This window comes from Streptomyces sp. NPDC090127 (genome assembly GCF_044746945.1).
GTDB lineage: Bacteria > Actinomycetota > Actinomycetes > Streptomycetales > Streptomycetaceae > Streptomyces.
This window is the reverse complement of record NZ_JBIVDE010000009.1, coordinates 11,269-35,929: the sequence shown is the minus strand read 5'-3', so window position 1 is coordinate 35,929 and position 24,661 is coordinate 11,269. Positions and strand designations below refer to the sequence as shown.

Genomic DNA, 24,661 nt, shown 5'->3' with positions numbered 1-24,661 from the left:
GGTTGTGGGCAACCGTCCCGCAGGGCACGCGCCCCAGGGCCGGGCGCCGCACGGAGCCCCCGGTTGTGGGCAATCGTCCCGCAGGGCGGGACGGGTGGGCACAACCCACGAGACCGGCCCCCGCCCAGGGCCCGCCCAGCCCAGGCCCCGCCCCGGGAGGCACGGTCAGCCGAGGCCCCGCCCCCGGGGGGCACGGTCAGCTCAGGCCCCGCACCGCTCCGCCCCGCCCCGCCCCGAGGGCCCCGCCCCGCCCCGCAACGCCCCCGCAAGCTCCAGGAAGAACGCGGCGTGCGCCACCCCACTCGGCGGCGTCTCCGGATTCCACGGCGCCACCCGCGCACCCCCCACCGACGGCAACGCCTCCGCCCCCACCGCGTTCGCCCGGCTGTCGTACAGCACAAGGTCCGGCTCCAGCGCCACCGCCCGCTCCCACTCCCCCGTCAGCCAGTTCGCGCCGGGCCCCGGCCCGGGGTCGACCAACCGCACCCCGAGCTCCTGGAGCCGCGCAAGCTCCGGCCAGGCGTGCGGCCGGGCGAGGTGAACCTGGTCGGGACCGGCCCCGGAGAGCGCGAGCACCCGGACGTCCGCCCCCGCGGCCGCGCCCCGCACCACCTCCTCGGCAGCGGCCACCGGATCGGCACCCGAACCAGCGGACCCACCCGCGCCCCCACCCGTACCACCGCCCCCACCAACCGCGCCGCCCCCACCCAACCCCTCCGCCAACTCCCCGAACCGCCCGATGATCGCGCCCAGCGTCAGTTCGTTGCCCACCGAGAGCGCCACCACCGGAGCACCCACCCGCTCCGCGACCCCCTCGTCCAGCGCGTACACGCTCTTGCCGTCGTACGTCACGTCGACGATCAGCTCGGGCCGCAGCGCCCGCAGCCGCGCCTCGTCCAGGCTCCGCCCCGGCCCCAGGTACGGAACCCCGGCCGATTCCAGCCGCCCGGCCTTGACCGGGTCGAGGGCGTCGCCGTCGTGCCCGGAGCCGTACACCGCGACCGGCGTCACCCCCAGGTCGAGCAGGGCCGCCCCGGCCCGTACATAGGCCGCCACCCTCGCCGGCGCGCGTACGGCCTCCAGCGCCGTACCCCTGTCGTCGGTGAACCCCCACGCCCTCGTCTCCGACATGCGGCTGCTCCCTCCCCGGCCGAAACCCGCCTGCTTGTCCCGACACCTTGCGGCGCTTCACCGGCCCGCACAAGAGGGCCTCCGACCCACCGACGCCTGCCGATACACCAGCCACGACCCGCCCCCACCCGCCCGGGACGTAGGACCCGGACCCTCTGCCGAAAGCCCCCCACAGTGGTGTTAACTGAACAGGTCGGGAGGAAGCAGTAGGAATCGTCAGCGCCGTGCGCGCGCGCCGCCTGCCAGGGCGCGCCCCCGCATCGGCCCTCGCTCCCCGGAGTCAGCCATGTCCACCTTGCCCGGCCAGTTCTCCGACCCCCGTGTGGTCACCCTCTTCGGGCTGCTCGCCGTATCCACCGCCGTGTGGGTGGCGCTCGGCCTCCGCTCCCGCGCGCGCGGCGCACGCCACGCACGGCCGGCGGTGCCGTTGGAACGGGTCTGGCACCCCCAGGAGACCGTGCCCCTGACCCCGGCCGAGGAGGACGCCTTCGGCAGGGTCGTCTCCAGCCTCTCGGTGGGCTCCGCGGGCCGCCTGCCGTGAGCGGCGAACGCCGCGTCGCACCCCGCTGTCCGAGGCTCCGCCTAGGCTCCCGACATGACTGCCGCCGGTCCACGTCGTGACACCCGGGGAATCGTCGACGCAGCCGAACTCCTCGCCCGGGTCCGGTTCCGCCGTCACGACCCGGCACCGGACCTGCGCCCGTACCTGGAGCACTACTGGCTCATCGACTGGGACCTCTCCGTGCCCTACGCGAGCCATGTCGTCCCGCACCCGTCGGTGAACATCGTCTTCCAGCGATACGACGAAGTCGCAGGCAACGGCGGCGGCGACGGCGACGGCGACGGACCGGCGAACCACGACGGCCCCAGCGGACTCAGCCGGCACACCGGACACGAAGGGCACGCAGGACCCGAAAGGCGCGAAAGGCGCCCGGCCGCCCCCGAAAGGACAACCACCCTCGCGGAGCTCTCCGGCATCGGCCTCGACCTCTTCACGAAGAAGCTCACGGGCGTGGGCCGGGTCTGCGGCATCCAGTTCCGCCCGGGCGGCTTCCGGCCCTTCGCCCCCGCCTGGCCGGTGTCGGAGTGGACGGGCCGACGCGTCCCGCTCGACGAGGTCTTCACGGACGCCGGTGCCGCCTCCCTGGAGGCCGTACTCGGCCCGGAGTCCGACCACGCGCGCGTGGCGGCGCTCGACGCCTTCCTCCTCGCCCACGGCCCCGCACCCGATCCGCAGGCGACGCAGGCCATGGAGCTGGTGCAGCTGGCCCGCACGGACCGGTCGATCCGCCGCGTCTCCGAACTGGCCCGCGCGGCAGGGCTGTCGAGCCGCTCCCTCCAGCGGCTGTTCGCCCACCACGTGGGCGTCGGGCCGAAGTGGGTCATCCTCCGCTACCGCATCCACGAGGCCCTGGAGCGCGCCGAGGCCACCGGACCCCAGGGCTCCCCGGACTGGGCGGGCCTCGCGGCCGAGCTGGGCTACAGCGATCAGGCCCACCTCGTACGGGACTTCACGGCGACGGTCGGGGTGCCGCCCACCGCGTACACCCGAAGGGTGTCGGACCCCTGACCTACAGTGCGCCCATGGACCCCGCCTCCTCGAACCCCGACCCGTCGAACCCCGCCCCTTCAAACGTCTCGCGTCCGAACGCCGCGCCTCCGAACGCCGCGCCTCCGAACGCCTCCCCGATACGTCTCGAACCGTGGTCCGAGGACGACTTCGGGCTGCTGCGCGCCATGAACGCCCCGGAGCTCATGGCACACCTGGGCGGCCCGGAGACCGAGGAAGCGCTGCGGAAGCGCCACCGGCGCTACGTGAATCTGAGCGCCGAACGGACCAGTACGGGCCGGATGTTCCGGATCGTGTTGGTCCCCGAGGAGGTCGCGGCCGGCAGCATCGGCTTCTGGGAACAGACCTGGGACGGGGAGCTGGTGTACGAGACGGGCTGGACGGTGCTGCCCGGTTCCCAGGGGCGGGGTGTGGCGACGGCCGCCACGCGCGCGGTGGCCGCGCTGGCCCGCGCCGAGCACACCCACCGCCACCTGCACGCCTTCCCGTCGACGGCCGACGGGCCGTCGAACGCGGTCTGCCGCAAGGCCGGATTCGAGCTTCGCGGCGAGTGCGAGCTGGAGTACCCGCCGGGCCATCCCCTGCACTGCAACGACTGGCGCCTGGACCTGAACGCCGAGGTCCTGCCCTCTGCCTAGTCGTCCGGGGAGGTGAGTTCCTTGGCGAAGTTGAAGGCGACGATGTCGAGGCGCTCGCGCAGGTAGAAGCGGTGGGCGGCGGTGCGGTGGGTGCCGGAGTCCAGGTTGAGCTCGTGACAGCCGGTGGCGCGCGCGTGCCGCTCCAGGTAGGTCAGCAGTGCGTGACCGACGCCGGTCGAGCGGACGGTCGACGCGGTGACGAGGTCGTCGACGTAGAGCTTGCGGATCGCGCCGGTGTTGGCGACGATCCGCCACCCGGCGACACCCGCGCAGACGCCGTCCTCGGTGTACGCGGCGCTGAAGCGCAGGCCTTGGGCGTGGCCTTCGCGGTAGACGTCGCGGAAGAGTTCCGGCGTGAGGTGCGGGCGCAGTTCGCGCAGGACGGGAAGCAGCTCGGATTCCAGGCGCGGGTCGCCGGGTTCGAGGTCGACGATCTTCATGCGGGGACGGTACCGCAGGGCCTCAGGGATGTTTCAGGGTTGGCGGGCGGCGGCCACTCGCGGACATGTCGCCCCGCCGCCCCGACACCACCCGGGCCACCTCGGCACCACCCGGCACCACCCGGCACCACCGGCACCACCGGCACCACCCGGCAGCACCCGGCAGCACCGTGGCCGGACGGCTCGGACCGAAATGCCTGGCCGCGCGGCGGACCGCGGTGAGATCCTGTCCCCGTGAACGGACCGGAGATCCAGATCAGCTTCGCGCCCCGCCTGCGGCTCTTCGTCTCGACGGATCGCCGCGCGGGACGCACCGCCGTGACCACCGACGGCGTCTCGACGCTCGGCCATGTCGTGGAGTCGCTGGGTGTGCCGCTGACGGAAGCCGGCCGGCTCCTGGTCGACGGGCACCCGGTGGACGCCTCCCACGTGCCGGCCGTCGGCGAGGCGGTCGAGGTCGAGGAGGTCGAGCGCCCCCAGTCGGTGCCCGGCGCCCCGCTCCGGTTCCTCCTCGACGTACATCTGGGCACGCTCGCGCGGCGGTTGCGACTCCTCGGGGTGGACGCTGCGTACGAGAGCGCGGACATCGGGGACCCGGCGCTGGCGACGCTCTCCGCTCAGGAGCAGCGCGTGATGCTCTCAAGGGACCGGGGGCTGCTGCGCCGCCGGGAGCTGTGGGCGGGCGCCTATGTGTACAGCGACCAGCCCGACGACCAACTCCGTGACGTACTGGAGCGGTTCGCACCGCACCTGGCGCCCTGGACCCGGTGCACCGCCTGCAACGGGCCGCTGACCGACGCCGACAAGGACGCGGTGCGCGAGCGCCTGGAGCAGGGCACGGAGAAGACGTACGACGTCTTCGCCAGCTGTACGCGGTGCGAGCGGGTGTACTGGCGAGGCGCCCACCACGCCCGCCTGGAGGCGATCGTCTCCGACGCGCTGCGCGAGTTCGGCGGCGCGGCGACCCACTGACCGAGTGCACAGCCCCGGACCCCCGAGCGCACAGCCCGGGCCCCCGAGCGCACAACCCCCGGCCCTCGGCCCCGATTCCGGCCACCAGGGTCGACGGACTACGGCTCCGGGGCCGTCAGGTAGCGCTGGATCGTCGGCGCCAGCCAGGCGACGATCTCGTCCGTGGACATCTCGGCCGCGGGCGGGAACCGCAGCACGTAGCGGGTGAGCGCCATGCCGAGGATCTGCGAGGCGACCAGCGCGGCGCGGCGCGGCGCCTCGGCCGGGTCCGGGCAGACACCGCGGGTGATCGGCCCGAGCTGCTCCGCGAAGATCGTCTGCATCCGCTCGACGCCCGCGGGGTTGGTGACCCCGACGCGCAGGAGCGCGGTCAGCACGTCGTCCCGTTCCCAGCGTTCGAGGAAGTGCCGGACCAGGACCGCGCCGATGTGCTGGGAGGGCAGCGCGGCGAGTTCGGGAAGGGCCAGCTCGAAGTCGGACGCCGCGGTGAACAGCCCTTCCTTGCTGCCGTAGTAGCGCATCACCATCGACGGATCGATTCCGGCGTCACGGGCGATGGCGCGGATGGTGGCGCGCTCGTAGCCGTCGGACGCGAAGTGGTCGCGGGCGGCTTCGAGGATCGCGGCGCGGGTGGCGTCGGAGCGGCGGGCGGTCGTCATGCCAACAACTGTAGGCCAACGGGTGTTGACGCGCCAGGGTGGACGGTTCTACCGTTGCCAACAAGCGTTGACCAACACACGTTGGCCAACAACCGTTGATGGCACACGCAGCCAGCAGGAGGCAGCCATGAACCACCAGGACACCGACGTCCTCGTCGTCGGCGCGGGCCCCACCGGCATGCTCCTCGCCGGCGACCTCGCCGCCGCGGGCCTCCACGTCACACTCCTCGAACGGCGCCCCCAGGGCATCAGCAACATCACCCGGGCCTTCGCCGTGCACGCCCGCACCCTGGAGCAGCTCGACGCCCGGGGCCTCGCCGACCCGCTCGTCGCGACCGGCACCCCCATCACCCGGCTACGACTCTTCGGCCACCCCTCCCTCGACATGAGCCGCCTGCCGTCCCGCTTCGCCTACCTCCTGGTCACCCCCCAGTACGAAGTCGAGCGCGCCCTCGAAGACCGCGCCCGGTCCACAGGTGTGGACATCCGGTACGGCACGGAACTGCGCGGACTCCACCAGGACACCGACCGGGTCACCGCCGACGTCACCGACGCCGACGGCACCCCCACCACCCTCCGCGCCCGCTATCTCGTCGGCACCGACGGCGTCCGCAGCGCCGTCCGGACAGCACTCGGCCTGCCCTTCCCCGGCACGGCGGTGATCCGCTCCCTCGTCCTCGCCGACGTCCGCCTCGCCGAAGAACCCGAGGAGCTGCTCCGCGTCAACGGCGTGGACGACGCCTTCGCCTTCATCGCCCCCTTCGGCGACGGCTGGTACCGCGTCATGGGCTGGAACCGCACCCGCCAGGTCCCCGACAGCGAGCCCGTCGAACTCGACGAACTCCGCACCATCACCCGCCTCGCCTTCGGCACCGACTACGGCATGCACGACGCCCGCTGGATCTCCCGCTTCCACAGCGACGAACGCCAGGCCCCCTCCTACCGCGTCGGCCGCGTCTTCCTCGCCGGCGACGCGGCCCACGTCCACTCCCCCGCCGGCGGCCAGGGCATGAACACCGGCCTCCAGGACGCCGCCAACCTCTCCTGGAAGCTCGCCGCGGTCCTGCACGGCGACGCCCCCGACCCCGAGGCCCTCCTCGACAGCTACCAGACCGAACGCCACCCCGTCGGCGCGGCGGTGCTCCGCAGCAGCGGCGCCATCGTCCGCCTCGCCATGGCCCGCGGCCCTCTCCTGCGCACCCTCCGCACCGTCGCCGCCCACCTGCTCGACAAGGTGCCCGCCGCCTCCCGCAAGGCCATGGGCATGATCAGCGGCGTCGGCATCGACTACGGCCGGGACCACCGACGCGTCCCGGACCTGAGACTGCGCGAAGGCAGGCTCTACGAACTGCTGCGCGCGGGCGAGTTCGTCCTCATCACACCGGAAGGCGCGCCCGCGCACCTCCCCGCCGCCCCGACCACACCGACCCGCGTCGTACGGGCCACCTGGCCCGACCCGACCCGCCGCACGACACTGCTGGTCCGCCCCGACGGCTACGCCTACTGACCCGGGGCTCAGAAGACGTACGGATCACCCGTGGCCAGCACGAGAACCCGATGCCGGTCGTTCCTCGGGTTCCCGTCGACGGTCCCGTCGGTCCAGACCGTGGAGATGTCGACGACCACCTCGTCCGGAGACCCCGCCGTCCGCAGGTCCAGCGCCAACTCCTCCACCGCCCCCGCGGCCCGCAGCTCACCCGTACGGCAGACGACCATCCGATCGCTCCCCCAGAGGCAGGACGGCGGCAGCTCCTGCCCGCCCGCCATCGGCTCGGAGAACGCCAGGCGCACCGTCGCCTGGGACACGTCCGAGGGCCCGTGGTTCTCACTCACCAGCCAGACCCCGATCCGCCCCTCCCACAAGGAGAGCCGGCCATGGTGGGCCAGATCGGCCTCAGCCCCCACGGCACGGGCGCCCGCGCCCGTCCCGACCACCACCACCGCCGCGAGAACCGCGCCGAGCACAGCCTTGCGCATCGCACTCATACCGAGAAGATACCGACGAATCACCACATGGTGTGACTAACCCTCAGCCAGCGTGTCCCGGACCGCCCCAGCCGCCGGGACCTCACCGGAGCCCTGATCGGGCCACAGAGCGCCCGGATCTATCCTGACCGGGCGATCGACACAATCGACCACATGCGCGAGGAGCACGTCATGACCGCCGCCGGTACCCCCATCGCCGTCGTCACGGGAGCGAGCAGCGGCATCGGCGCCGCCACCGCCAAGCAGCTCGCCGCCGCCGGCTACCGCGTCGTCCTCACCGCCCGCCGCAAGGACCGCATCGAGGCCCTCGCCGCCGAGCTCAACGAGGCCGGCCACCAGGCCACGTCGTACGCCCTCGACGTCACCGACCGCGAGGCCGTCCAGACCTTCGCCACGGCCTTCCGGACGATCTCCGTCCTCGTCAACAACGCCGGCGGCGCCCTCGGCGCCGACCCCGTCGCCACCGGCGACCCCGACGACTGGCGCCAGATGTACGAGGTCAACGTCCTCGGCACCCTCAACGTCACCCAGGCCCTGCTCCCCGCCCTCACCGCGAGCGGAGACGGCACGGTCGTCGTCCTCTCCTCCACCGCCGGCCACGCCACCTACGAAGGCGGCGCCGGCTACGTCGCCGCCAAGAACGGCGCCCGCGTCATCGCGGAGACCCTCCGCCTGGAGATCGTCGGCACCCCGGTCCGCGTCATCGAGATCGCCCCGGGCATGGTCAAGACCGACGAGTTCGCCTCCACCCGCTTCCGCGGCGACACCGACAAGGCCGCCAAGGTCTACGCGGGCGTAGCCGCCCCCCTCACCGCGGACGACGTCGCCGACACCATCACCTGGGCCTGCACCCGCCCCCCACACGTCAACATCGACCTCCTGGTGGTCCGCCCCCGAGCCCAGGCCTCCAACACCAAGGTCCACCGCGAGCTCTGAGCGGGCGCTCGCACGCGAGGGAGGGGCCGGTGCTCGGCACCGGCCCCTCCCTCCCGCGAAGACCGCGGGCGTCAACCCTTCACGCAGATGACCTGCTTCAGCTTCGCGACGACCTCGACCAGGTCCCGCTGCTGCTCCATCACCTTCTCGATCGGCTTGTACGCGCCGGGGATCTCGTCCACGACACCGGAGTCCTTCCGGCACTCCACTCCCCGCGTCTGCTCCTCCAGGTCCCGCGTGGAGAAGCGCCTCTTCGCCGCACTCCGGCTCATCTTCCGACCGGCGCCGTGCGAGGCCGAGTTGAACGCGGCCTCGTTGCCGAGCCCCTTCACGATGTACGAACCGGTGCCCATCGAGCCCGGGATGATCCCGAACTCGCCGGAGCCGGCCCGGATCGCGCCCTTACGGGTGACCAGCAGGTCCATCCCCTCGTACCGCTCCTCCGCCACGTAGTTGTGGTGGCAGGAGATCACCGGCTCGAAGGCCACCTTCGCCTTGCGGAACTCCCGGCGGAGAACCTCCTGGAAGAGCGCCATCATCACCGCGCGGTTGTACTTCGCGTACTCCTGCGCCCAGAAGAGGTCGTTGCGGTACGCGGCCATCTGCGGGGTGTCCGCGACGAAGACCGCGAGGTCACGGTCGACGAGCCCCTGGTTGTGGGGCAGCTTCTGCGCCTCACCGATGTGGTGTTCGGCGAGCTCCTTGCCGATGTTGCGCGACCCCGAGTGCAGCATGAGCCACACCGAACCGGACATATCTAGACAAACTTCAGCAAAATGATTGCCACTGCCTAGCGTTCCCATCTGCTTCTCGGCGCGTTCGTGACGGAATTTGACCGACTCCGCGATCCCGTCGAACCGCGACCACAGATCGCCCCACCCCGCCGTGGGGAACTGATAGAGCCGCGTCGGGTCCACCATCTCCCGGTGCATCCCCCGCCCCACCGGAATCGCCTGCTCGATCTTCGACCGCAGCCGCGACAGATCCCCCGGCAGGTCGTTCGCCGTCAGCGACGTCTTCACCGCCGACATCCCGCAGCCGATGTCCACACCCACAGCCGCCGGGCACACCGCCCCGCCCATCGCGATCACCGAGCCGACCGTCGCACCCTTGCCGTAGTGCACGTCCGGCATCACGGCCAGGCCCTTGATCCACGGGAGCGTGGCCACGTTGTGGAGCTGGCGCATCGCGCCGTCGTCGATCATGGAAGGATCGGTCCACATCCGGATGGGCACCTTCGCACCCGGTACCTCTACATACGACATACTTCCTCAATTCCCCCAGTAAGCCTGATAACGCAAAAACCGGTTCCAAGGCCCGTACAGGTGACGACGGACCGGCATCGACGGCAGCGCGTGCGATAGACATTGTGTCCACCGACCGGTCTCCGGCGGCAAAGGGTTTTCGGGGAAGTCTTCGGGAGAAGGGAGCCTGAGAGCGTGCAACGACAGGCGTACGTACCCGGTCTGGCAGCGCTCGGCGCGGCGCTCGTCCTGGGGCTCACCGGATGCTCCTCGGGCAGCGGATCCGACACCGGTGCCGTCGACTCCAAGGCAGGTCCGGCCGCTCCCGCCGCGCCCCCCGGCCGCTACCGCACCCTCTTCGAGCCCTGCGGCGCGATCCCGCAGAACACCCTCCGCGACCTGCTCCCGGGCGCCACCCTGCTCCCGGACGACGAGCGGGAAGCGGTGTACCGCGGCGCGGCCGCCGTCACGTACGACACCGACCGTCGTGTCGGCTGCAGCTGGAAGGCCGATACGCCCGACGCGATGCACCGGCTGCGGCTCGACATCGAGCGGGTGGTGTCGTACGACCCGACGGTCAGCGACGACGACAGCGCGCAGGAGGTGTTCTCGCGCAAGCAGGTGGCGGCGGACCTTCCGCAGCCGCCCCCGAGCCCCACCGGGACGACCCCGAGCGGCACGCCGTCGAGCCCGTCGACGGGCACGGAGAGCGGCAACCCGGGTGCCCCGGGCGACCCGAGCGCCGCGACCACCTCCAGCACCACGGACGCCGCGACCACCCCGACCAATCCGGACGCCCCGGCGGGCGGCAGCCCGAGCGGCGCCACGACCCCCACCGGGCCGCCGCCGGAAACGCCCACCGACTCCAGCGGCACCCCCTCCGGCACGCCCACCACCGGTCTCGAGCCCCGCGTCCTGGAGGGTCTCGGGCAGGTCGCCTTCCTCGACGACGCGCTCAGCGCGGGCGGCGCGAACGGCCGGCACCGCACCGTGAGCGTGGTGTTCCGCACATCCAACGTGATCGTGACGGTCGAGTACGTCGAGCAGACGACGGGTTCCGCGGAGGCCCCGGACAGCCAGGAACTGCAGGAAAAGGCCCGGAACCTGGCCCGGCTGCTCGCCGAGCGGCTGGAGGAGTAGCCGTCCCGGAGGCGTTCGGCGGGCGTACGGACTCACTCCGTGACCGCTCCCGGACCACGTAACGTGTCGGCGTACCTCCCTCCCGACCGCACCCGCGCCGGACCCGGAACCCGGACCGTACGACAAGCGACTGAAGGAACCATGCACCGATCAGCCCCGCGACTCACCCGCATACTCGCCTGCGCAGCCGTCCCGGTGATGCTCGTCGTCGCCGGCTGCTCCTCGGACTCCGACGGCGGTGCGGACACGCCGGACAAGGGCAAGGGTTCGGCGTCGTCGACTCCGAGCCCCACGCCGACGAAGACGGTCGAGCCCGCGAAGTTCGCGAAGCTGCCCGAGGTCTGCAAGGCGATCTCCGCGAAGACGACGGCGAGCCTGGTGCCGAAGGCGAAGGCGAAGAACGGTACGGCGACGGCGACGAGCGACGCCACGAGTCGCGGCGGCTGCTCGTGGAACGGCCTGGACGACAAGGGCGTGAAGGGCTCGCAGTACCGCTGGCTCGACGTCTCCTTCTACCGTTACGCGTCGGACGCCTCCCTCGGCAGCGGCGAGAAGCGCGCCCAGGACAACTTCGCCAAGGAGCTCGCCAAGCTGCAGGCGACCGAGGGCGCGAAGAAGCTGCGGACGGCGGACGGGTCGGGCATCGGTGACCAGTCGACGACGGTGGCGTACGACCTGAAGAAGACGGACGAAGACTTCAAGTACGCCTCGGTCGTGGCGCGTACGGGCAATGTGCTGGTGCTGCTGACGTACAACGGCGCCGGTTACGCGGGCGCCGACACCCCCTCGGACAAGACGGTCCTGGACGGCGCGGTGAAGGCGTCGAAGGAGGCCGTGGCGGCGGTCGCGGCGGCCAACAAGTAGGTCGAGAAGCCGCCGGGCGTCGCGTACACCCGTATTTGCACGTGTTTTCGAGGAGCCTGTCCCTCCCCCGAGGGCCGGGCTCCTCACGCGTGTGCCACGCTGTGCCCGCGAGATGTGGATTGACGGGAGGGGATCGCGGGTGGCCGCGGTGCAGCTGACACGCACGCACAAGGTGCTGATCGGTGTGGTGATCGCCGGTGCGGTGATCATCGCCGGTATCGGTTTCGCGGGTTCGTACGCAGCTGTGCGCGAGCTCGCCGTGGAGAAGGGCTTCGGCGACTTCTCGTACTTCTTCCCGATCGGCATCGACGCGGGTATCTGTGTGCTGTTGGCACTGGATCTGCTGCTGACCTGGATCCGGATCCCGTTCCCGCTGCTGCGGCAGACGGCGTGGGTGCTGACGGCATCGACGATCGCGTTCAACGGCGCCGCGGCGTGGCCCGACCCGCTGGGTGTGGGGATGCACGCGGTGATCCCCGTGCTGTTCGTGGTGGCGGTGGAGGCGGCCCGTCACGCGGTGGGTCGCATAGCCGACATCACCGCCGACAAGCACATGGAGGGTGTGCGGCTGACGCGTTGGCTGCTGTCGCCGGTGCCGACGTTCCGCCTGTGGCGGCGGATGAAGCTGTGGGAGCTGCGGTCGTACGAGCAGGTGATCAAGCTGGAGCAGGACCGGCTGATCTACCAGGCACGGTTGCAGGCACGGTTCGGCCGTGCGTGGCGCCGGAAGGCGCCGGTGGAGGCGCTGATGCCGCTGCGGCTGGCGAAGTACGGTGTGCCGCTGGCGGAGACGGCCGCGGCGGGGCTCGCGGCGGCGGGTGTGGAGCCGGTGCTGCTGCCGCCGCAACCGGTGGTCGCGCAGCCCGAGGCGATCCCGGCGCCGGCGCAGATGACGCCGATGACGCCGATGGCTCCGCAGCTGCCGCAGGGGGCGACCCAGCAACAGCCGCCGCACCAGCAGCAGCCGCAGACGCAGGGGCCGCAGGGGCCGCAGGGAGCGGAGTCCGGCGGACCGGAGCAGGAGCCGAACCACGACAGCCCGTGGTTCCAGGCGCAGCAGCTGCCGCCGGAGGCGTACGAGGGGGCTTACGCGCCGCAGATCGTGGAGGGCCTGGAGCCGACGCCGGTGGCGGTGCCGTACGGCCCGGAGGAGCTTTCGATCCCCGGTCCCCGGCAGGAGCAGGGGCCGGAGCACTTCGAGGAGTACCCGGAGTACGTCGAGCCGGAGCCGCCCGCGGACGAGTTCGCGGAGGCGGCCTACAAGGCGATGTGGGACTACGTCGAGGAGCGGCAGGATTTCCCTAACGCCGAGCAGCTCGACATACGGCTCAGCGACATGTACGGCGTGCGGCATCCGCGGAGCGCGTCGATCCTGAGGGAGTTGACTCCGCAACTCCGTCACCGTCTTGAGCAGGAGATGGCGGAGAACCACATTCCGTGACCGGTGGCGGGTCAGGGCTCAGACCGCCCGCCGGGCGATCGGCCCGCTGACCTACCGGCCCACCGGCCACCGGCCACCAAAGGCTTGGCACCGAACGCTTGGCACCGAAAAGGGCCGCCCCCGGTATCCCGGCGGCGGCCCTTGCCGTGCCGACGGTTACGCGCCGAGCAGCTTGCGCACGCGTCCGGCGCCGACCGCGAGGAGCAGCGTGGGCAGGCGGGGCCCGGTCTCGCGGCTGACGAGGAGCTTGTAGAGCAGGGCGAAGAAGGAGCGCTGGGCGACCTTCAGCTCGGGGGTCGGCTTGGCCTCGGGGTCGAGCCCGGCCATGACCTTCGGCACGCCGTAGACGAGGGTGGTGAGGCCGTCGAGGGACCAGTGGGTGTCCAGGCCCTCCAGGAGGAGGCGCAGGGATTCGCGGCCCTCGTCGTCGAGGGAGCCGAGGAGCTCGGTGTCGGGCTCGTCGCGGACGATGGTGCGCTGGTCGGCCGGGACCTGGGTGGTGATCCAGTTCTCGGCGCGGTCCAGGCGGGGCCGGACCTCGTCGAGGGAGGTGACGGGCTGCTCCGGGTCCAGTTCGGTGAGGATCCGGAGGGTCTGCTCGTCGTGGCCGGCGGTGATGTCCATGACCGAGGCGAGCGTGCGGTAGGGCAGCGGCCGAGGCGTGCGGGGCAGCTCGCCGGCGGCGGTGCGGGCGGCGCGGGTGTGCGCGGCGGCGTCCGCCGGCAGCACGGTGCCGTCGGCGACCTTGGCCTCCAGCTTGTCCCACTCGTCGTACAGCCGCTGGATCTCCTGGTCGAAGGCGATCTTGAAGGACTGGTTGGGCCTGCGGCGGGCGTAGAGCCAGCGCAGCAGCGGCGCCTCCATGATCTTCAGCGCGTCGGCCGGGGTGGGTACGCCGCCGCGCGAGGAGGACATCTTGGCCATGCCGCTGATGCCGACGAAGGCGTACATGGGTCCGATGGGCTGGACGCCGTCGAAGATCTCGCGGACGATCTGGCCGCCGACGACGAAGGACGAGCCGGGCGAGGAGTGGTCGACGCCGGACGGCTCGAAGATGACGCCTTCGTACGCCCAGCGCATGGGCCAGTCGACCTTCCAGACCAGCTTGCCGCGGTTGAACTCGCTCAGCTTGACGGTCTCGGCGAAGCCGCATGCCGTGCAGGTGTAGGCGAGCTCGGTGGTCTCGTCGTCGTACGACGTGACGGCGGTCAGGTCCTTCTCGCAGCGGCCGCAGTACGGCTTGTACGGGTAGTAGCCGCCGGTGCCGCCGGAGCCGTCGTCCTCGTCGGCCGCGCCGGAGCCTGCCTCGGCCTCCAGCTCGGCGGCGTCGACGGGCTTCTGCGACTGCTTCTTCGGCGTCTTCTTCGTCCGGTACTGGTCGAGGATGGCGTCGATGTCGCCGCGGTGCTTCATGGCGTGCAGGATCTGCTCGCGGTAGGTGCCCGCGGTGTACTGCTCCGTCTGGCTGATCGAGTCGTACTCCACGCCCAGTTCGGCGAGCGCCTCGACCATGGCGGCCTTGAAGTGCTCGGCCCAGTTCGCGTGCGGCGAGCCGGCGGGGGCGGGCACGGACGTCAGCGGCTTGCCGATGTGCTCGCCCCAGGAGTCGTCGATGCCCGCGACGCCGTTCGGCACCTTGCGGTACCGGTCGTAGTCGTCCCAGGAGATCAGGTGCCGGACCTCGTGCCCGCGCCGCCGGACCTCGTCGGCGACCAGGTGCGGGGTCATGACCTCGCGGAGGTTGCCCAGGTGGATGGGGCCGGAGGGGGAGAGTCCGGAGGCGACGACGACCGGTTTGCCAGGCGCACGTCGCTCCGACTCGGCGATGACCTCGTCCGCGAAACGGGAGACCCAGTCGGTCTCGGTGCTGCTCTGAGCCACGGTCGGTACGTCCTTCTTCCTTGGTCCCTCGAAAGCCTTGCAGCCTTACGTCAGTCATTCTCCCAGACGGAAGGGCCCGCTCCGAGGTTGTCCACAGCCCGGGGTTGTCCACAGGGGGAGAAAACACGTTGCCCGCCCATGGGACACTTGACAAGCGATATAGCCCACCACTGAACCACCGACAGGAACGGAAGCTCATGGCCTCGGTCCCTTCCCTCGCTTCGACCGTGCAGCAGCGTCTCGCGGAAGGTCTCACGGCAGCTCTGCCGGAGGCCGGTTCCGCCGACCCGCTGCTGCGACGAAGCGACCGGGCCGACTTCCAGGCCAACGGCATCCTGGCGCTCGCCAAGAAGCTCAAGGGCAATCCGCGTGAGCTGGCGACGCAGGTCGTGGCCGGTATCCCGGCGAACGACGTGCTGAAGGAGATCGAGGTCTCGGGCCCCGGCTTCCTGAACATCACGGTCACCGACGAGGCGATCGTCCGGACGCTGGCCGCGCGCGCCGCCGACGCCCGGCTCGGTGTGCCGTTCGCGGAGAACGCGGGCACGACGGTGATCGACTACGCCCAGCCGAACGTGGCCAAGGAGATGCACGTCGGCCACCTGCGGTCGGCCGTGATCGGTGCCGCGATGGTCGAGATCCTGGAGTTCACGGGCGAGACGGTGGTCCGCCGCCACCACATCGGCGACTGGGGCACCCAGTTCGGCATGCTCATCCAGTATCTGGAGGAGCACCCGCACGAGCTGGACCACAAGGACGCCGAGGTGTCCGGCGAAGAGGCCATGTCGAACCTCGACCGGCTCTACAAGGCCGCGCGCAAGTTCTTCGACTCCGACGAGGAGTTCAAGACGCGGGCGCGCCGCCGGGTGGTCGACCTCCAGGCCGGGGACCCGCGGACGCTGGCCATGTGGCAGAAGTTCGTGGACGAGTCGAAGATCTACTTCTTCTCGGTCTTCGAGAAGCTGGACATGGACATCCGGGACGCGGACATCGTCGGCGAGTCCGGGTACAACGACATGCTGGCGGAGACCTGCCGCATCCTGGAGGAGTCGGGCGTCGCGGTCCGTTCCGAGGGCGCCCTGTGTGTCTTCTTCGACGACGTCAAGGGCCCGGACGGGAACCCGACGCCGCTGATCGTCCAGAAGTCCGACGGCGGCTACGGCTACGCGGCGACGGACCTGTCGGCGATCCGCGACCGGGTGCGGAACCTGAAGGCGTCGACCCTGCTGTACGTGGTGGATGCCCGGCAGTCCCTGCACTTCAAGATGGTCTTCGAGACCGCCCGCCGGGCCGGCTGGCTGAACGAGGACGTGCAGGCGGTCCAGCTGGCCTTCGGCACGGTCCTCGGCAAGGACGGCAAGCCGTTCAAGACCCGTGAGGGCGAGACGGTCCGGCTGGTGGACCTGCTGGACGAGGCGATCGACCGGGCCGCGTCCGTGGTGCGGGAGAAGGCGCGCGACCTGACCGAGGACGAGATCGCCGAGCGGGGTGCCCAGGTCGGCATCGGCGCGGTGAAGTACGCGGACCTGTCGACGTCGGCGGCGCGGGACTACAAGTTCGACCTGGACCAGATGGTGTCGCTGAACGGCGACACGTCGGTGTACCTCCAGTACGCGTACGCGCGTATCAAGTCGATCTTCGGCAAGGCGGGCGACCGTGTGCCGCTCGCCCACCCGGAGCTGGAGCTGGCCCCGGCGGAGCGCGCGCTCGGCCTGCACCTGGACCAGTTCGGCGAGACGGTGACCGAGGCGGCCGCCGAGTTCGCCCCGCACAAGCTGGCGGCCTACCTGTACCAACTGGCGTCGCTGTACACGACGTTCTACGACCAGTGCCCGGTGATCAAGCCGGAGCCGGCGCAGGAGGTCGCGGAGAACCGCCTGCTCATCTGCGACCTGACGGCCCGCACGCTCCACCAGGGCATGGCTCTCCTGGGCATCCGGACGCCCGAGCGCCTCTGATCGCCCGAGCGCCTCTGATCGGCTGAGCGCCTCTGATCGGCTGAACGGGAAGGCCCCGGCGCGGTTTCCGCCGTGCCGGGGCCTTCGCGTCGCGTGGCGCCGGTCAGTGGACCGGGCGGGACGTCCGACCCGACACCTCGTCGATCTCGACGTGGGCCTTCTGGAGCAGCTGAGACGCGAGATCCATGAGCGCGCGAGCGCCCGCGATCTCCTCCCCGACCCGCAGTTGCTCCGGGTCGGACGGGTGCCGGTGGGCGTTGCCCTGGGCGCGGAACTCGGTGCCGTCGCCCAGCCGCACCATGGCGGCCGCCCTCGTCCGGTCACCGTCCTCCTCGAACTCCATCTCGACGTGCCATCCGACGAGCGTGTGCATCATGAGGACCACCTCCTGAGGTACTTCCAGGGTGCGCCGCCCCGCTCTTGCTTACCAATCGGTGCGTAGCTGACGAATAAGTCGGTACTTGTGGGACGAACGGTCCCGGAGAAGGATCGAAAACGAGCCGGGCACCGGCTCGAACCTCCGATTCCTCTCCCCCCGGGAGCACACCCATGTCCACATCCAGGCCCACACCCATGTCCACGCCCAGGCCCACACCCCTCTCCACGCCCGGGCCCACGCCCGGGTCCACCGCCTCCTCCGCCCCCGTCTCCGTCCTCGGCCTGGGCATGATGGGCTCGGCCCTCGCCGCCGCCTTCCTGCGGGTGGGCCACCCGGTCACCGTCTGGAACCGTTCCCCGGCCAAGACCGGCCCCCTCGTCGCCCAGGGCGCGCGGCCGGCCGCCACGGCCCGGGAGGCGGTGGCGGAGAGCCCGCTGGTGGTTCTGTGTCTGATGACGAACGACAACGTCGACGAGCTCCTCACCACCCTCGGCCCCGAGGTCGCCGGGAAGACCCTGGTCAACCTCACCAACGGGACGCCGGAGCAGGCCCGCGCGCTCTCCGCCCGCGTCACGGGGCTCGGCGCCCGGTACGTCGACGGCGGCATCATGGCCGTCCCGCAGATGATCGCGACCCCGGCGGCGTACGTCTTCTACAGCGGTGACGAGGAGGCGTACGAGATCCACCGCCCGACCCTGGCCGTGCTCGGGGGCACCAGATGGACGGGCCCGGACGCGGGCCTGGCGGCGCTGTACGACATCGGCCTGCTCACCGGCATGTACGGGATGTTCTCCGGCGTGATGCAGGCGCTGGCCCTGGTCCGTACGGAGAACATCGGCGCGGAGGAGTACGCCGAGCTGCTGGTCCCCTGGATCTCGGCGATGCTCGGCGGCGTCCCCGCGATCGCCCGGGACATCGACTCGGGCAGGCACCTGACCGATGTCTCCAGCCTCGCCGTCAGCCAGGCGGCGTTCCCGAACTTCATCGAGACGTTCAAGGCTCAGGGGGTCAGCACGGAGCTGTTCGAGCCGCTCCTGACCCTCGTGGACCGTGCGATCGACGAGGGGCACGCGGAGGACGGCATGTCGCGCATGGTGGAGATGCTGATCAAGCGCTGAACGGACGCCCGAGCTTCTGGGCGACCTCGGTGGCCCAGTAGGTCAGGATCATCTGGGCGCCGGCGCGCCTGATCCCGGTCAGCGTCTCCAGGATGGCCCGGTCGCGGTCGATCCAGCCCTTCTCGGCGGCGGCCTCGACCATCGCGTACTCGCCACTGATCTGGTACGCGGCGACGGGCACGTCCACGGCGTCGGCGACCTTCGCGAGCACGTCGAGGTAGAGGCCGGCGGGCTTCACCATGACCATGTCGGCGCCCTCCTCCAGGTCCAGCGCGAGTTCGCGCAGCGACTCGCGGAGGTTGGCGGGGTCCTGCTGGTAGGTCTTGCGGTCGCCCTGCAGGGAGGAGCCGACGGCCTCGCGGAAGGGGCCGTAGAAGGCGGAGGAGTACTTCGCGGTGTACGCGAGGATCGACACGTCCTCCTTGCCGATGGTGTCCAGCGCGTCCCGGACGACGCCGACCTGGCCGTCCATCATCCCGGACGGCCCGACGACGTGGACGCCGGCGTCGGCCTGCACCTGGGCCATCTCGGCGTAACGTTCCAGCGTCGCGTCGTTGTCGACCCGCCCTTCGCCGTCCAGGACGCCGCAGTGCCCGTGGTCGGTGTACTCGTCCAGGCACAGGTCGGACATGATGACGAGGTCGTCGCCGACCTCCGCCCTCACGTCCCTGATCGCGACCTGCAGGATCCCGTCCGGGTCGGTCCCCGCCGTGCCGGCCGCGTCCTTCTTCTCGTCCTCCGGCACGCCGAAGAGCATGATCCCGGAGACTCCGGCCTCCAGCGCCTCCACCGCGGCCTTCCGCAGGGTGTCGCGCGTGTGCTGCACCACCCCGGGCATCGCGACGATCGGCCGGGGCTCCGCGATCCCCTCGCGCACGAAGGCGGGCAGGATCAGGTCGGCCGGGCTCAGCCGCGTCTCGGCCACCATCCGCCGCATGGCAGGCGTCGTCCGCAGCCGCCGCGGCCGCGCCCCGGGAAAGGTTCCGTACGAGTTCATGGTCCCGAGGCTACGCCCGCCCGCCCCATGCCCTTGCCGACGCCCTGTGGGCATACGCCACCGCCCCCACCCCGTGGTGGGCAATCGTTCCGCGGGGCGGAACAGGTGGGCACAACGGAACGGCGCCCCGGCGGGCACCTCCCCCCGTCCCTCCTGCAACGCACGGGGGGTGCGGGACCGGCCAAGGCCCCGGTGCGGGACCCGCCAAGCCCCCGCAACGCACAGGGGTGCGGGACCCGCCAAGGCCCCGCACCCCATGTCACATGCCCCGCGCCGTCACGTCGTCCGCCGGCGCCGTGCCCCCGGCCGTCGCTCGCTGGGCCGCGTCACCGGGTCGCCCGCCTCCAGCGCCGCCGCCCGACGCCGCAGCCCGAAGTCGGCCAGCGCCTCCGCGAGCTTGTGCACCGACGGCTCGGGCGACAGGACGTCGACCCGCAGCCCGTGCTCCTCCGCCGTCTTGGCCGTCGCCGGCCCGATACAGGCGATGACGGTCACGTTGTGCGGCTTCCCGGCGATCCCGACCAGGTTCCGCACGGTCGAGGACGAGGTGAACAGCACGGCGTCGAAGCCACCGCCCTTGATCGCCTCACGCGTGTCCGCCGGCGGCGGCGACGCGCGCACGGTCCGGTACGCGGTGACGTCGTCGACCTCCCAGCCGAGCTCGATGAGCCCCGCGACGAGCGTCTCCGTGGCGATGTCGGCCCGCGGCAGGAAGACCCGGTCGATCGGGTCGAAGACGGGGTCGTACGGCGGCCAGTCCTCCAGGAGCCCGGCCGCGCTCTGCTCGCCGCTCGGCACCAGGTCCGGCTTCACACCGAAGTCGACCAGCGCCGCGGCCGTCTGCTCGCCCACCGCCGCGACCTTGATCCCGGCGAAGGCCCGCGCGTCGAGCCCGTACTCCTCGAACTTCTCCCGCACGGCCTTCACGGCGTTGACCGACGTGAAGGCGATCCACTCGTACCGCCCGGTCACCAGACCCTTGACGGCCCGCTCCATCTGCTGCGGCGTCCGCGGCGGCTCGACCGCGATCGTCGGCACCTCGTGCGGCACCGCGCCGTACGAACGCAACTGGTCGGAGAGCGACGCGGCCTGCTCCTTCGTGCGCGGCACGAGCACCCGCCAGCCGAAGAGCGGCTTGGACTCGAACCACGCCAGCTGGTCCCGCTGCGCCGGGGCGCTGCGCTCGCCGACCACGGCTATGACCGGCCGGTGGCCCTCGGGCGAGGGGAGCACCTTGCCCTGCTTGAAGACCTGGGCGATGGTGCCGAGCGTCGCGGTCCAGGTCCGCTGCCGGGTCGTCGTGCCGCCGATGGTCACGGTGAGAGGGGTGTCCGGCTTACGGCCAGCCGCCACCAGTTCACCGGCCGCCGCCGCCACCGCGTCCAGGGAGGTGGACACGACGACGGTGCCGTCCGAGGCGCCGACCTCGGTCCAGCAGCGGTCGTCGGCGGTACGGGCGTCCACGAACCGCACGTCGGTGCCCTGCGCGTCACGCAGCGGGACACCGGCGTACGCGGGGACGCCGACCGCCGTCGCGACGCCGGGCACGACCTCGAAGGGGATGCCCTCGGCGGCGCAGGCGAGCATCTCCTGACCTGCGTTTCCGTCGAGGCCGGGGTCGCCGGTCACCGCACGGACGACCCGCTTGCCGCCCCGTGCGGCCTCCATGACAAGATTGGTCGCATCCCTCAACACGGGGACAACGGCGGTTGTTGACGCCTCGTCAACAATCGTCAGCTCAGGCGTGCTCACCCCCGCGCGCGCATGACAGCGGACTACGTCGAGCACCTCGGGCTCGGCGATCAGGACGTCCGCGCCGGCGAGGGCTTCGACGGCCCGGAGTGTCAGCAGTCCGGGGTCGCCGGGTCCGGCGCCGAGGAAGGTGACGCTCCCGTGTCCGAAGACGGCCGCGGGTGCGGGGCTGGTGGTCGGACTGGTGGGGCTCAAAGTGCTCGCTCCCCCATAAGACCGGCCGCACCCTTGGCGAGCATCTCGTCCGCGAGTTCGCGTCCGAGCGCCATCGCCTCGTCGTGCGACGCGGGTACGGGACCGGTGGTGGACAGCTGCACCAGCGTCGAGCCGTCGGTGGTGCCGACGACGCCGCGCAGGCGCATCTCGGTGACAATCTGCCCGCGGCCGGAATCCTCGGCCAGCAGGTCGGCCAGCGCACCCACGGGTGCGGAGCAGCCGGCCTCAAGGGCGGCGAGCAGGGAACGCTCGGCGGTCACGGCGGCCCGGGTGAGCGGGGCGTCGAGCACGGCGAGCGCGGCGACGAGGTCGGCGTCGGACGCCAGACACTCGATCGCCAGTGCCCCCTGGCCGGGGGCGGGCAGGACGGAGTCGACCGACAGGTGGTCGAGCGACAGGGAGCCGGTGAGCTCCGCCGTCCCGCCGATGCGGTTGAGACCGGCCGCGGCGAGAACCACCGCGTCCAGCTCCCCGCTTCGTACGTATCCGACGCGGGTGTCGATGTTCCCGCGGATCGGCACGGTCTCGATGGTCAGCCCGTGGCTGCGCGCGTACGCGTTGAGCTGGGCCGTGCGGCGCGGCGAACCGGTGCCGATCCGGGCGCCCTGGGGCAGCCGGTCGAGCGTCACCCCGGCGCGGGCGACCAGGACGTCGCGCGAGTCCTCGCGCTCGGGGATCGCGGCCAGCACCAGGTCGGGGTGCTGCGCGGTCGGCAGGTCCTTCAGGGAGTGGACGGCGAAGTCCACCTCGCCGGCCAGGAGCGCGTCGCGCAGGGCGGCGACGAAGACGCCGGTGCCGCCGATCTGCGCGAGGTGCTCACGGGAGACGTCCCCGTACGTCGTGATCTCCACGAGCTCCACGGACCGGCCGGTCGCCCGCCGGACGGCGTCGGCCACCTGGCCGGACTGGGCCATGGCGAGCTTGCTGCGCCTGGTCCCGAGCCTCAGTGCCCTCTCGGTCATACTCGCCCTCGGTTCTTGACGTCGGCGTCATTCAGGTCGGCCCGGGAGACGGAGGCGACCGTCTCCGGGTCGAGGTCGAAGAGTGTCCGCAGCGCGTCGGCGTACCCGGCGCCGCCGGGCTCGCTGGCCAGCTGCTTGACCCGCACGGTCGGCGCGTGCAGGAGCTTGTCGACCACCCGGCGCACGGTCTGGGTGATCTCGGCGCGCTGCTTGTCGTCGAGGTCGGGCAGGCGCCCTTCCAGACGGGCGACCTCGACGGCGACGACGTCGGCGGCCATGGTCCGCAGCGCGACGACGGTCGGGGTGATGTGCGCGGCGCGCTGGGCGGCGCCGAAGGCGGCCACCTCGTCGGAGACGATGGAGCGGACCTGGTCGACGTCGGCGGCCATGGGCGCGTCGGCGGAGGCCTCGGCGAGCGACTCGATGTCGACGAGCCGGACGCCCGGGACGCGGTGCGCGGCGGCGTCGATGTCGCGCGGCATGGCGAGGTCGAGCAGGGCGAGCGGGGCCGTACGGCCCGCCATCGCGGTCTCGACGGCGTCGCCGGTCAGGACGAGCCCGGTGGCTCCGGTGCAGGAGACGACGATGTCGGCACGTGTCAGTTCGTCGCCGACGGCAACCATCTCGACCGCCCGGGCGGTCACGCCCGTTCCGCCGGGCTCGGTGAGGATCTGGACCAGCCGATCGGCGCGGGCGGCCGTACGGTTGGCGATCACGATCTCGCGGACGCCGGAGCGCGCGAGCGTGGCGGCGGCCAGCGAGGACATCGAACCGGCACCTATGACCAGGGCGCGCTTGCCCTTCGCCCAGGCGTTGACGTCCACGACGTCGGCGAGCTGCTCCAGGCCGAAGGTGACGAGCGACTGCCCGGCCCGGTCGATCCCGGTCTCGCTGTGGGCGCGCTTGCCGACCCGCAGCGCCTGCTGGAACAGGTCGTTGAGGAGCCGGCCCGCGGTGTGCAGTTCCTGGCCGAGGGCGAGGGCGTCCTTGATCTGGCCGAGGATCTGGCCCTCGCCGACGACCATGGAGTCCAGACCGCAGGCCACCGAGAAGAGGTGGTGGACGGCCCGGTCCTCGTAGTGCACGTAGAGGTAGGGGGTGAGCTCCTCGAGCCCGACGCCGCTGTGCTGGGCGAGGAGCGTGGACAGCTCGGCGACACCGGCGTGGAACTTGTCCACGTCGGCGTAGAGCTCGATGCGGTTGCAGGTGGCGAGGACGGCGCCCTCGGCGGCCGGTTCGGCGGCGAGGGTGTCCTGCAACAGCTTGGCCTGGGTGTCCGCGGCGAGCGAGGCCCGCTCCAGGACGCTGACCGGGGCGCTGCGGTGGCTGAGGCCGACGACGAGGAGGCTCATGCCGGCATCACGGCGGGGACGTCCCCGTCGGGTCCCTTGCGACCGGGGGCCTTGGGCTGCGTCTCACCCGCGTCGGCGAGCGGCACGGGCGGTGCCGGAACGGCGGCCGCCGCGGCCTCGTTCTCGGCCTCCTCGCCGGCCTTGCGCTGCTCGTGGAAGGCGAGGATCTGCAGCTCGATGGAGAGGTCGACCTTGCGCACGTCCACGCCGTCGGGCACGGAGAGCACGGTCGGGGCGAAGTTCAGGATGGAGGTGATCCCGGCGGCCACGAGCCGGTCGCAGACCTGCTGGGCGGCGCCGGCCGGAGTGGAGATGACGCCGATGGAGACGCCCTGGTCCGAGATGATCTTCTCGAGTTCGTCGGTGTGCTGGACGGGGATCCCGGCGACCGGCGTACCGGCCATGGCGGGGTCGGCGTCGATCAGCGCGGCGACCCGGAAGCCTCGGGAGGCGAATCCGCCGTAGTTGGCGAGGGCCGCACCGAGGTTACCGATACCGACGATGACGACGGGCCAGTCCTGCGTCAGGCCGAGCTCACGGGAGATCTGGTAGACGAGGTACTCGACGTCGTAGCCGACGCCGCGCGTCCCGTACGAGCCGAGGTAGCTGAAGTCCTTGCGCAGCTTCGCGGAGTTGACGCCCGCCGCCGCGGCGAGCTCCTCGGAGGAGACCGTGGGTACGGAGCGCTCCGACAGTGCGGTGAGCGCACGCAGATACAGCGGAAGCCGGGCGACGGTGGCCTCGGGAATTCCTCGGCTACGAGTCGCCGGTCGGTGAGTTCGGCCAGTTGCCACGGTGCTCCTGCGGGATGAGCGGGGCTGCAGGCGGCCGTGTGTCCCAAGACCGCCCCGTCGAATGCAGGCTATGTCTTTGTGAACGCGTGCACAAAGATGGTGTCCGTTTTGTCCGGCCAAAGTGACCGGGGTCACGCGACCGGTTCCCGCCGGAGCGGAACCTCGGGGCACGTCGAGCCGTTGAGTACGCGAAGGGGGCAAAACCGTACACTCTCCTCACGATCATGCCCC

At 71.6% G+C, this 24,661-nt stretch carries 23 protein-coding genes; 11 read left to right on the top strand and 12 right to left on the bottom strand.

Translation table 11 applies throughout. The features are described 5' to 3' along the window. Window positions 1-201: 201 nt before the first annotated feature. On the bottom strand, window positions 202-1,131 hold the full coding sequence (locus ACIPPS_RS28720; RefSeq protein ID WP_401437837.1) for an ABC transporter substrate-binding protein: 930 nt from the start codon (window positions 1,129-1,131) through the stop codon (window positions 202-204). Window positions 1,132-1,417: 286 nt separating this feature from the next. Here ACIPPS_RS28720 and ACIPPS_RS28715 point away from each other — a divergent pair, with 286 nt between their 5' ends. From ACIPPS_RS28715 to ACIPPS_RS28705, 3 genes are read left to right on the top strand one after another with little or no spacing between them, the layout of a single operon-like run. After that, window positions 1,418-1,672, top strand: a complete 255-nt coding sequence (locus ACIPPS_RS28715; protein ID WP_401437835.1) for a hypothetical protein — start codon at window positions 1,418-1,420, stop codon at window positions 1,670-1,672. Between the two features lie 54 nt (window positions 1,673-1,726). Further along, window positions 1,727-2,701 (top strand): DUF6597 domain-containing transcriptional factor, encoded by a 975-nt coding sequence (locus ACIPPS_RS28710; RefSeq protein ID WP_401437833.1) that lies wholly within the window; start codon window positions 1,727-1,729, stop codon window positions 2,699-2,701. A 14-nt stretch (window positions 2,702-2,715) separates the two neighbouring features. Beyond that, the gene (locus tag ACIPPS_RS28705; RefSeq protein ID WP_401437830.1) at window positions 2,716-3,339 is read left to right on the top strand and encodes a GNAT family N-acetyltransferase; all 624 of its coding nucleotides are present in this window, start codon (window positions 2,716-2,718) and stop codon (window positions 3,337-3,339) included. Here the strand turns inward: ACIPPS_RS28705 and ACIPPS_RS28700 are convergent. After that, window positions 3,336-3,779, bottom strand: a complete 444-nt coding sequence (locus ACIPPS_RS28700; protein WP_401437828.1) for a GNAT family N-acetyltransferase — start codon at window positions 3,777-3,779, stop codon at window positions 3,336-3,338. The genes ACIPPS_RS28705 and ACIPPS_RS28700 overlap by 4 nt on opposite strands. A gap of 234 nt (window positions 3,780-4,013) precedes the next feature. Between ACIPPS_RS28700 and ACIPPS_RS28695 the strand changes: the two genes are divergently transcribed. Beyond that, entirely contained in the window at window positions 4,014-4,751 is a 738-nt protein-coding gene (locus ACIPPS_RS28695; protein ID WP_401437825.1) for a Mut7-C RNAse domain-containing protein, read from the top strand. A 98-nt stretch (window positions 4,752-4,849) separates the two neighbouring features. On the opposite strand, the gene ACIPPS_RS28690 is transcribed toward ACIPPS_RS28695, so the two are convergent. Then, window positions 4,850-5,410, bottom strand: a complete 561-nt coding sequence (locus ACIPPS_RS28690; protein WP_401437823.1) for a TetR family transcriptional regulator — start codon at window positions 5,408-5,410, stop codon at window positions 4,850-4,852. Window positions 5,411-5,477: 67 nt separating this feature from the next. Between ACIPPS_RS28690 and ACIPPS_RS28685 the strand changes: the two genes are divergently transcribed. Then, window positions 5,478-6,917, top strand: coding sequence for an FAD-dependent monooxygenase (locus tag ACIPPS_RS28685; RefSeq protein ID WP_401437820.1), 1,440 nt, complete (start codon window positions 5,478-5,480; stop codon window positions 6,915-6,917). A gap of 8 nt (window positions 6,918-6,925) precedes the next feature. Here the strand turns inward: ACIPPS_RS28685 and ACIPPS_RS28680 are convergent, their stop codons facing one another. Then, on the bottom strand, window positions 6,926-7,396 hold the full coding sequence (locus ACIPPS_RS28680; RefSeq protein WP_401437817.1) for a hypothetical protein: 471 nt from the start codon (window positions 7,394-7,396) through the stop codon (window positions 6,926-6,928). Window positions 7,397-7,567: 171 nt separating this feature from the next. Here ACIPPS_RS28680 and ACIPPS_RS28675 point away from each other — a divergent pair, with 171 nt between their 5' ends. Continuing rightward, entirely contained in the window at window positions 7,568-8,332 is a 765-nt protein-coding gene (locus ACIPPS_RS28675) for an SDR family NAD(P)-dependent oxidoreductase (protein WP_401438560.1), read from the top strand. Window positions 8,333-8,403: 71 nt separating this feature from the next. Here ACIPPS_RS28675 and ACIPPS_RS28670 read toward each other — a convergent pair whose 3' ends face one another. After that, entirely contained in the window at window positions 8,404-9,597 is a 1,194-nt protein-coding gene (locus ACIPPS_RS28670) for an RtcB family protein (protein ID WP_401437814.1), read from the bottom strand. A 174-nt stretch (window positions 9,598-9,771) separates the two neighbouring features. Between ACIPPS_RS28670 and ACIPPS_RS28665 the strand changes: the two genes are divergently transcribed. The 3 genes from ACIPPS_RS28665 (at window position 9,772) to ACIPPS_RS28655 (ending at window position 13,021) form a co-directional block, all read left to right on the top strand. Next, complete coding sequence (locus ACIPPS_RS28665; RefSeq protein WP_401437812.1) at window positions 9,772-10,716, top strand: DUF3558 domain-containing protein; 945 nt, start codon at window positions 9,772-9,774, stop codon at window positions 10,714-10,716. A 141-nt stretch (window positions 10,717-10,857) separates the two neighbouring features. Continuing rightward, window positions 10,858-11,580: a DUF3558 domain-containing protein gene (locus tag ACIPPS_RS28660; protein ID WP_401437810.1), complete on the top strand. Its 723-nt coding sequence runs from the start codon at window positions 10,858-10,860 to the stop codon at window positions 11,578-11,580. A gap of 139 nt (window positions 11,581-11,719) precedes the next feature. Next, the gene (locus tag ACIPPS_RS28655; RefSeq protein ID WP_401437807.1) at window positions 11,720-13,021 is read left to right on the top strand and encodes a DUF2637 domain-containing protein; all 1,302 of its coding nucleotides are present in this window, start codon (window positions 11,720-11,722) and stop codon (window positions 13,019-13,021) included. A gap of 156 nt (window positions 13,022-13,177) precedes the next feature. On the opposite strand, the gene lysS is transcribed toward ACIPPS_RS28655, so the two are convergent. Beyond that, window positions 13,178-14,902, bottom strand: coding sequence for a lysine--tRNA ligase (lysS, locus tag ACIPPS_RS28650; RefSeq protein WP_401437805.1), 1,725 nt, complete (start codon window positions 14,900-14,902; stop codon window positions 13,178-13,180). Window positions 14,903-15,099: 197 nt separating this feature from the next. Here lysS and argS point away from each other — a divergent pair, with 197 nt between their 5' ends. Then, window positions 15,100-16,860 carry an arginine--tRNA ligase gene (argS, locus tag ACIPPS_RS28645; RefSeq protein WP_401437802.1) on the top strand — a complete coding sequence of 587 codons (1,761 nt, stop codon included), beginning with the start codon at window positions 15,100-15,102 and terminating at the stop codon, window positions 16,858-16,860. Between the two features lie 103 nt (window positions 16,861-16,963). Here argS and ACIPPS_RS28640 read toward each other — a convergent pair whose 3' ends face one another. Continuing rightward, the gene (locus ACIPPS_RS28640; protein ID WP_401438558.1) at window positions 16,964-17,233 is read right to left on the bottom strand and encodes a DUF1876 domain-containing protein; all 270 of its coding nucleotides are present in this window, start codon (window positions 17,231-17,233) and stop codon (window positions 16,964-16,966) included. A gap of 176 nt (window positions 17,234-17,409) precedes the next feature. Here ACIPPS_RS28640 and ACIPPS_RS28635 point away from each other — a divergent pair, with 176 nt between their 5' ends. Beyond that, entirely contained in the window at window positions 17,410-18,357 is a 948-nt protein-coding gene (locus tag ACIPPS_RS28635) for an NAD(P)-dependent oxidoreductase (protein WP_401437800.1), read from the top strand. Here the strand turns inward: ACIPPS_RS28635 and hemB are convergent. From hemB to ACIPPS_RS28610, 5 genes are all read right to left on the bottom strand, one after another. Further along, window positions 18,347-19,354 (bottom strand): porphobilinogen synthase, encoded by a 1,008-nt coding sequence (gene hemB, locus ACIPPS_RS28630; RefSeq protein ID WP_401437797.1) that lies wholly within the window; start codon window positions 19,352-19,354, stop codon window positions 18,347-18,349. The genes ACIPPS_RS28635 and hemB overlap by 11 nt on opposite strands. A 276-nt stretch (window positions 19,355-19,630) precedes the next feature. Further along, entirely contained in the window at window positions 19,631-21,301 is a 1,671-nt protein-coding gene (locus ACIPPS_RS28625; RefSeq protein WP_401437794.1) for a uroporphyrinogen-III synthase, read from the bottom strand. Continuing rightward, window positions 21,298-22,284: a hydroxymethylbilane synthase gene (gene hemC / locus ACIPPS_RS28620; RefSeq protein WP_401437792.1), complete on the bottom strand. Its 987-nt coding sequence runs from the start codon at window positions 22,282-22,284 to the stop codon at window positions 21,298-21,300. The genes ACIPPS_RS28625 and hemC overlap by 4 nt, the downstream gene beginning before the upstream one ends. Further along, the gene (locus ACIPPS_RS28615; protein WP_401437790.1) at window positions 22,281-23,636 is read right to left on the bottom strand and encodes a glutamyl-tRNA reductase; all 1,356 of its coding nucleotides are present in this window, start codon (window positions 23,634-23,636) and stop codon (window positions 22,281-22,283) included. The genes hemC and ACIPPS_RS28615 overlap by 4 nt, the downstream gene beginning before the upstream one ends. Then, window positions 23,633-24,430, bottom strand: a complete 798-nt coding sequence (locus ACIPPS_RS28610; protein WP_401437787.1) for a redox-sensing transcriptional repressor Rex — start codon at window positions 24,428-24,430, stop codon at window positions 23,633-23,635. Before ACIPPS_RS28610 ends, ACIPPS_RS28615 begins: the two co-directional genes overlap by 4 nt. Between the last annotated feature and the right edge of the window lie 231 nt (window positions 24,431-24,661).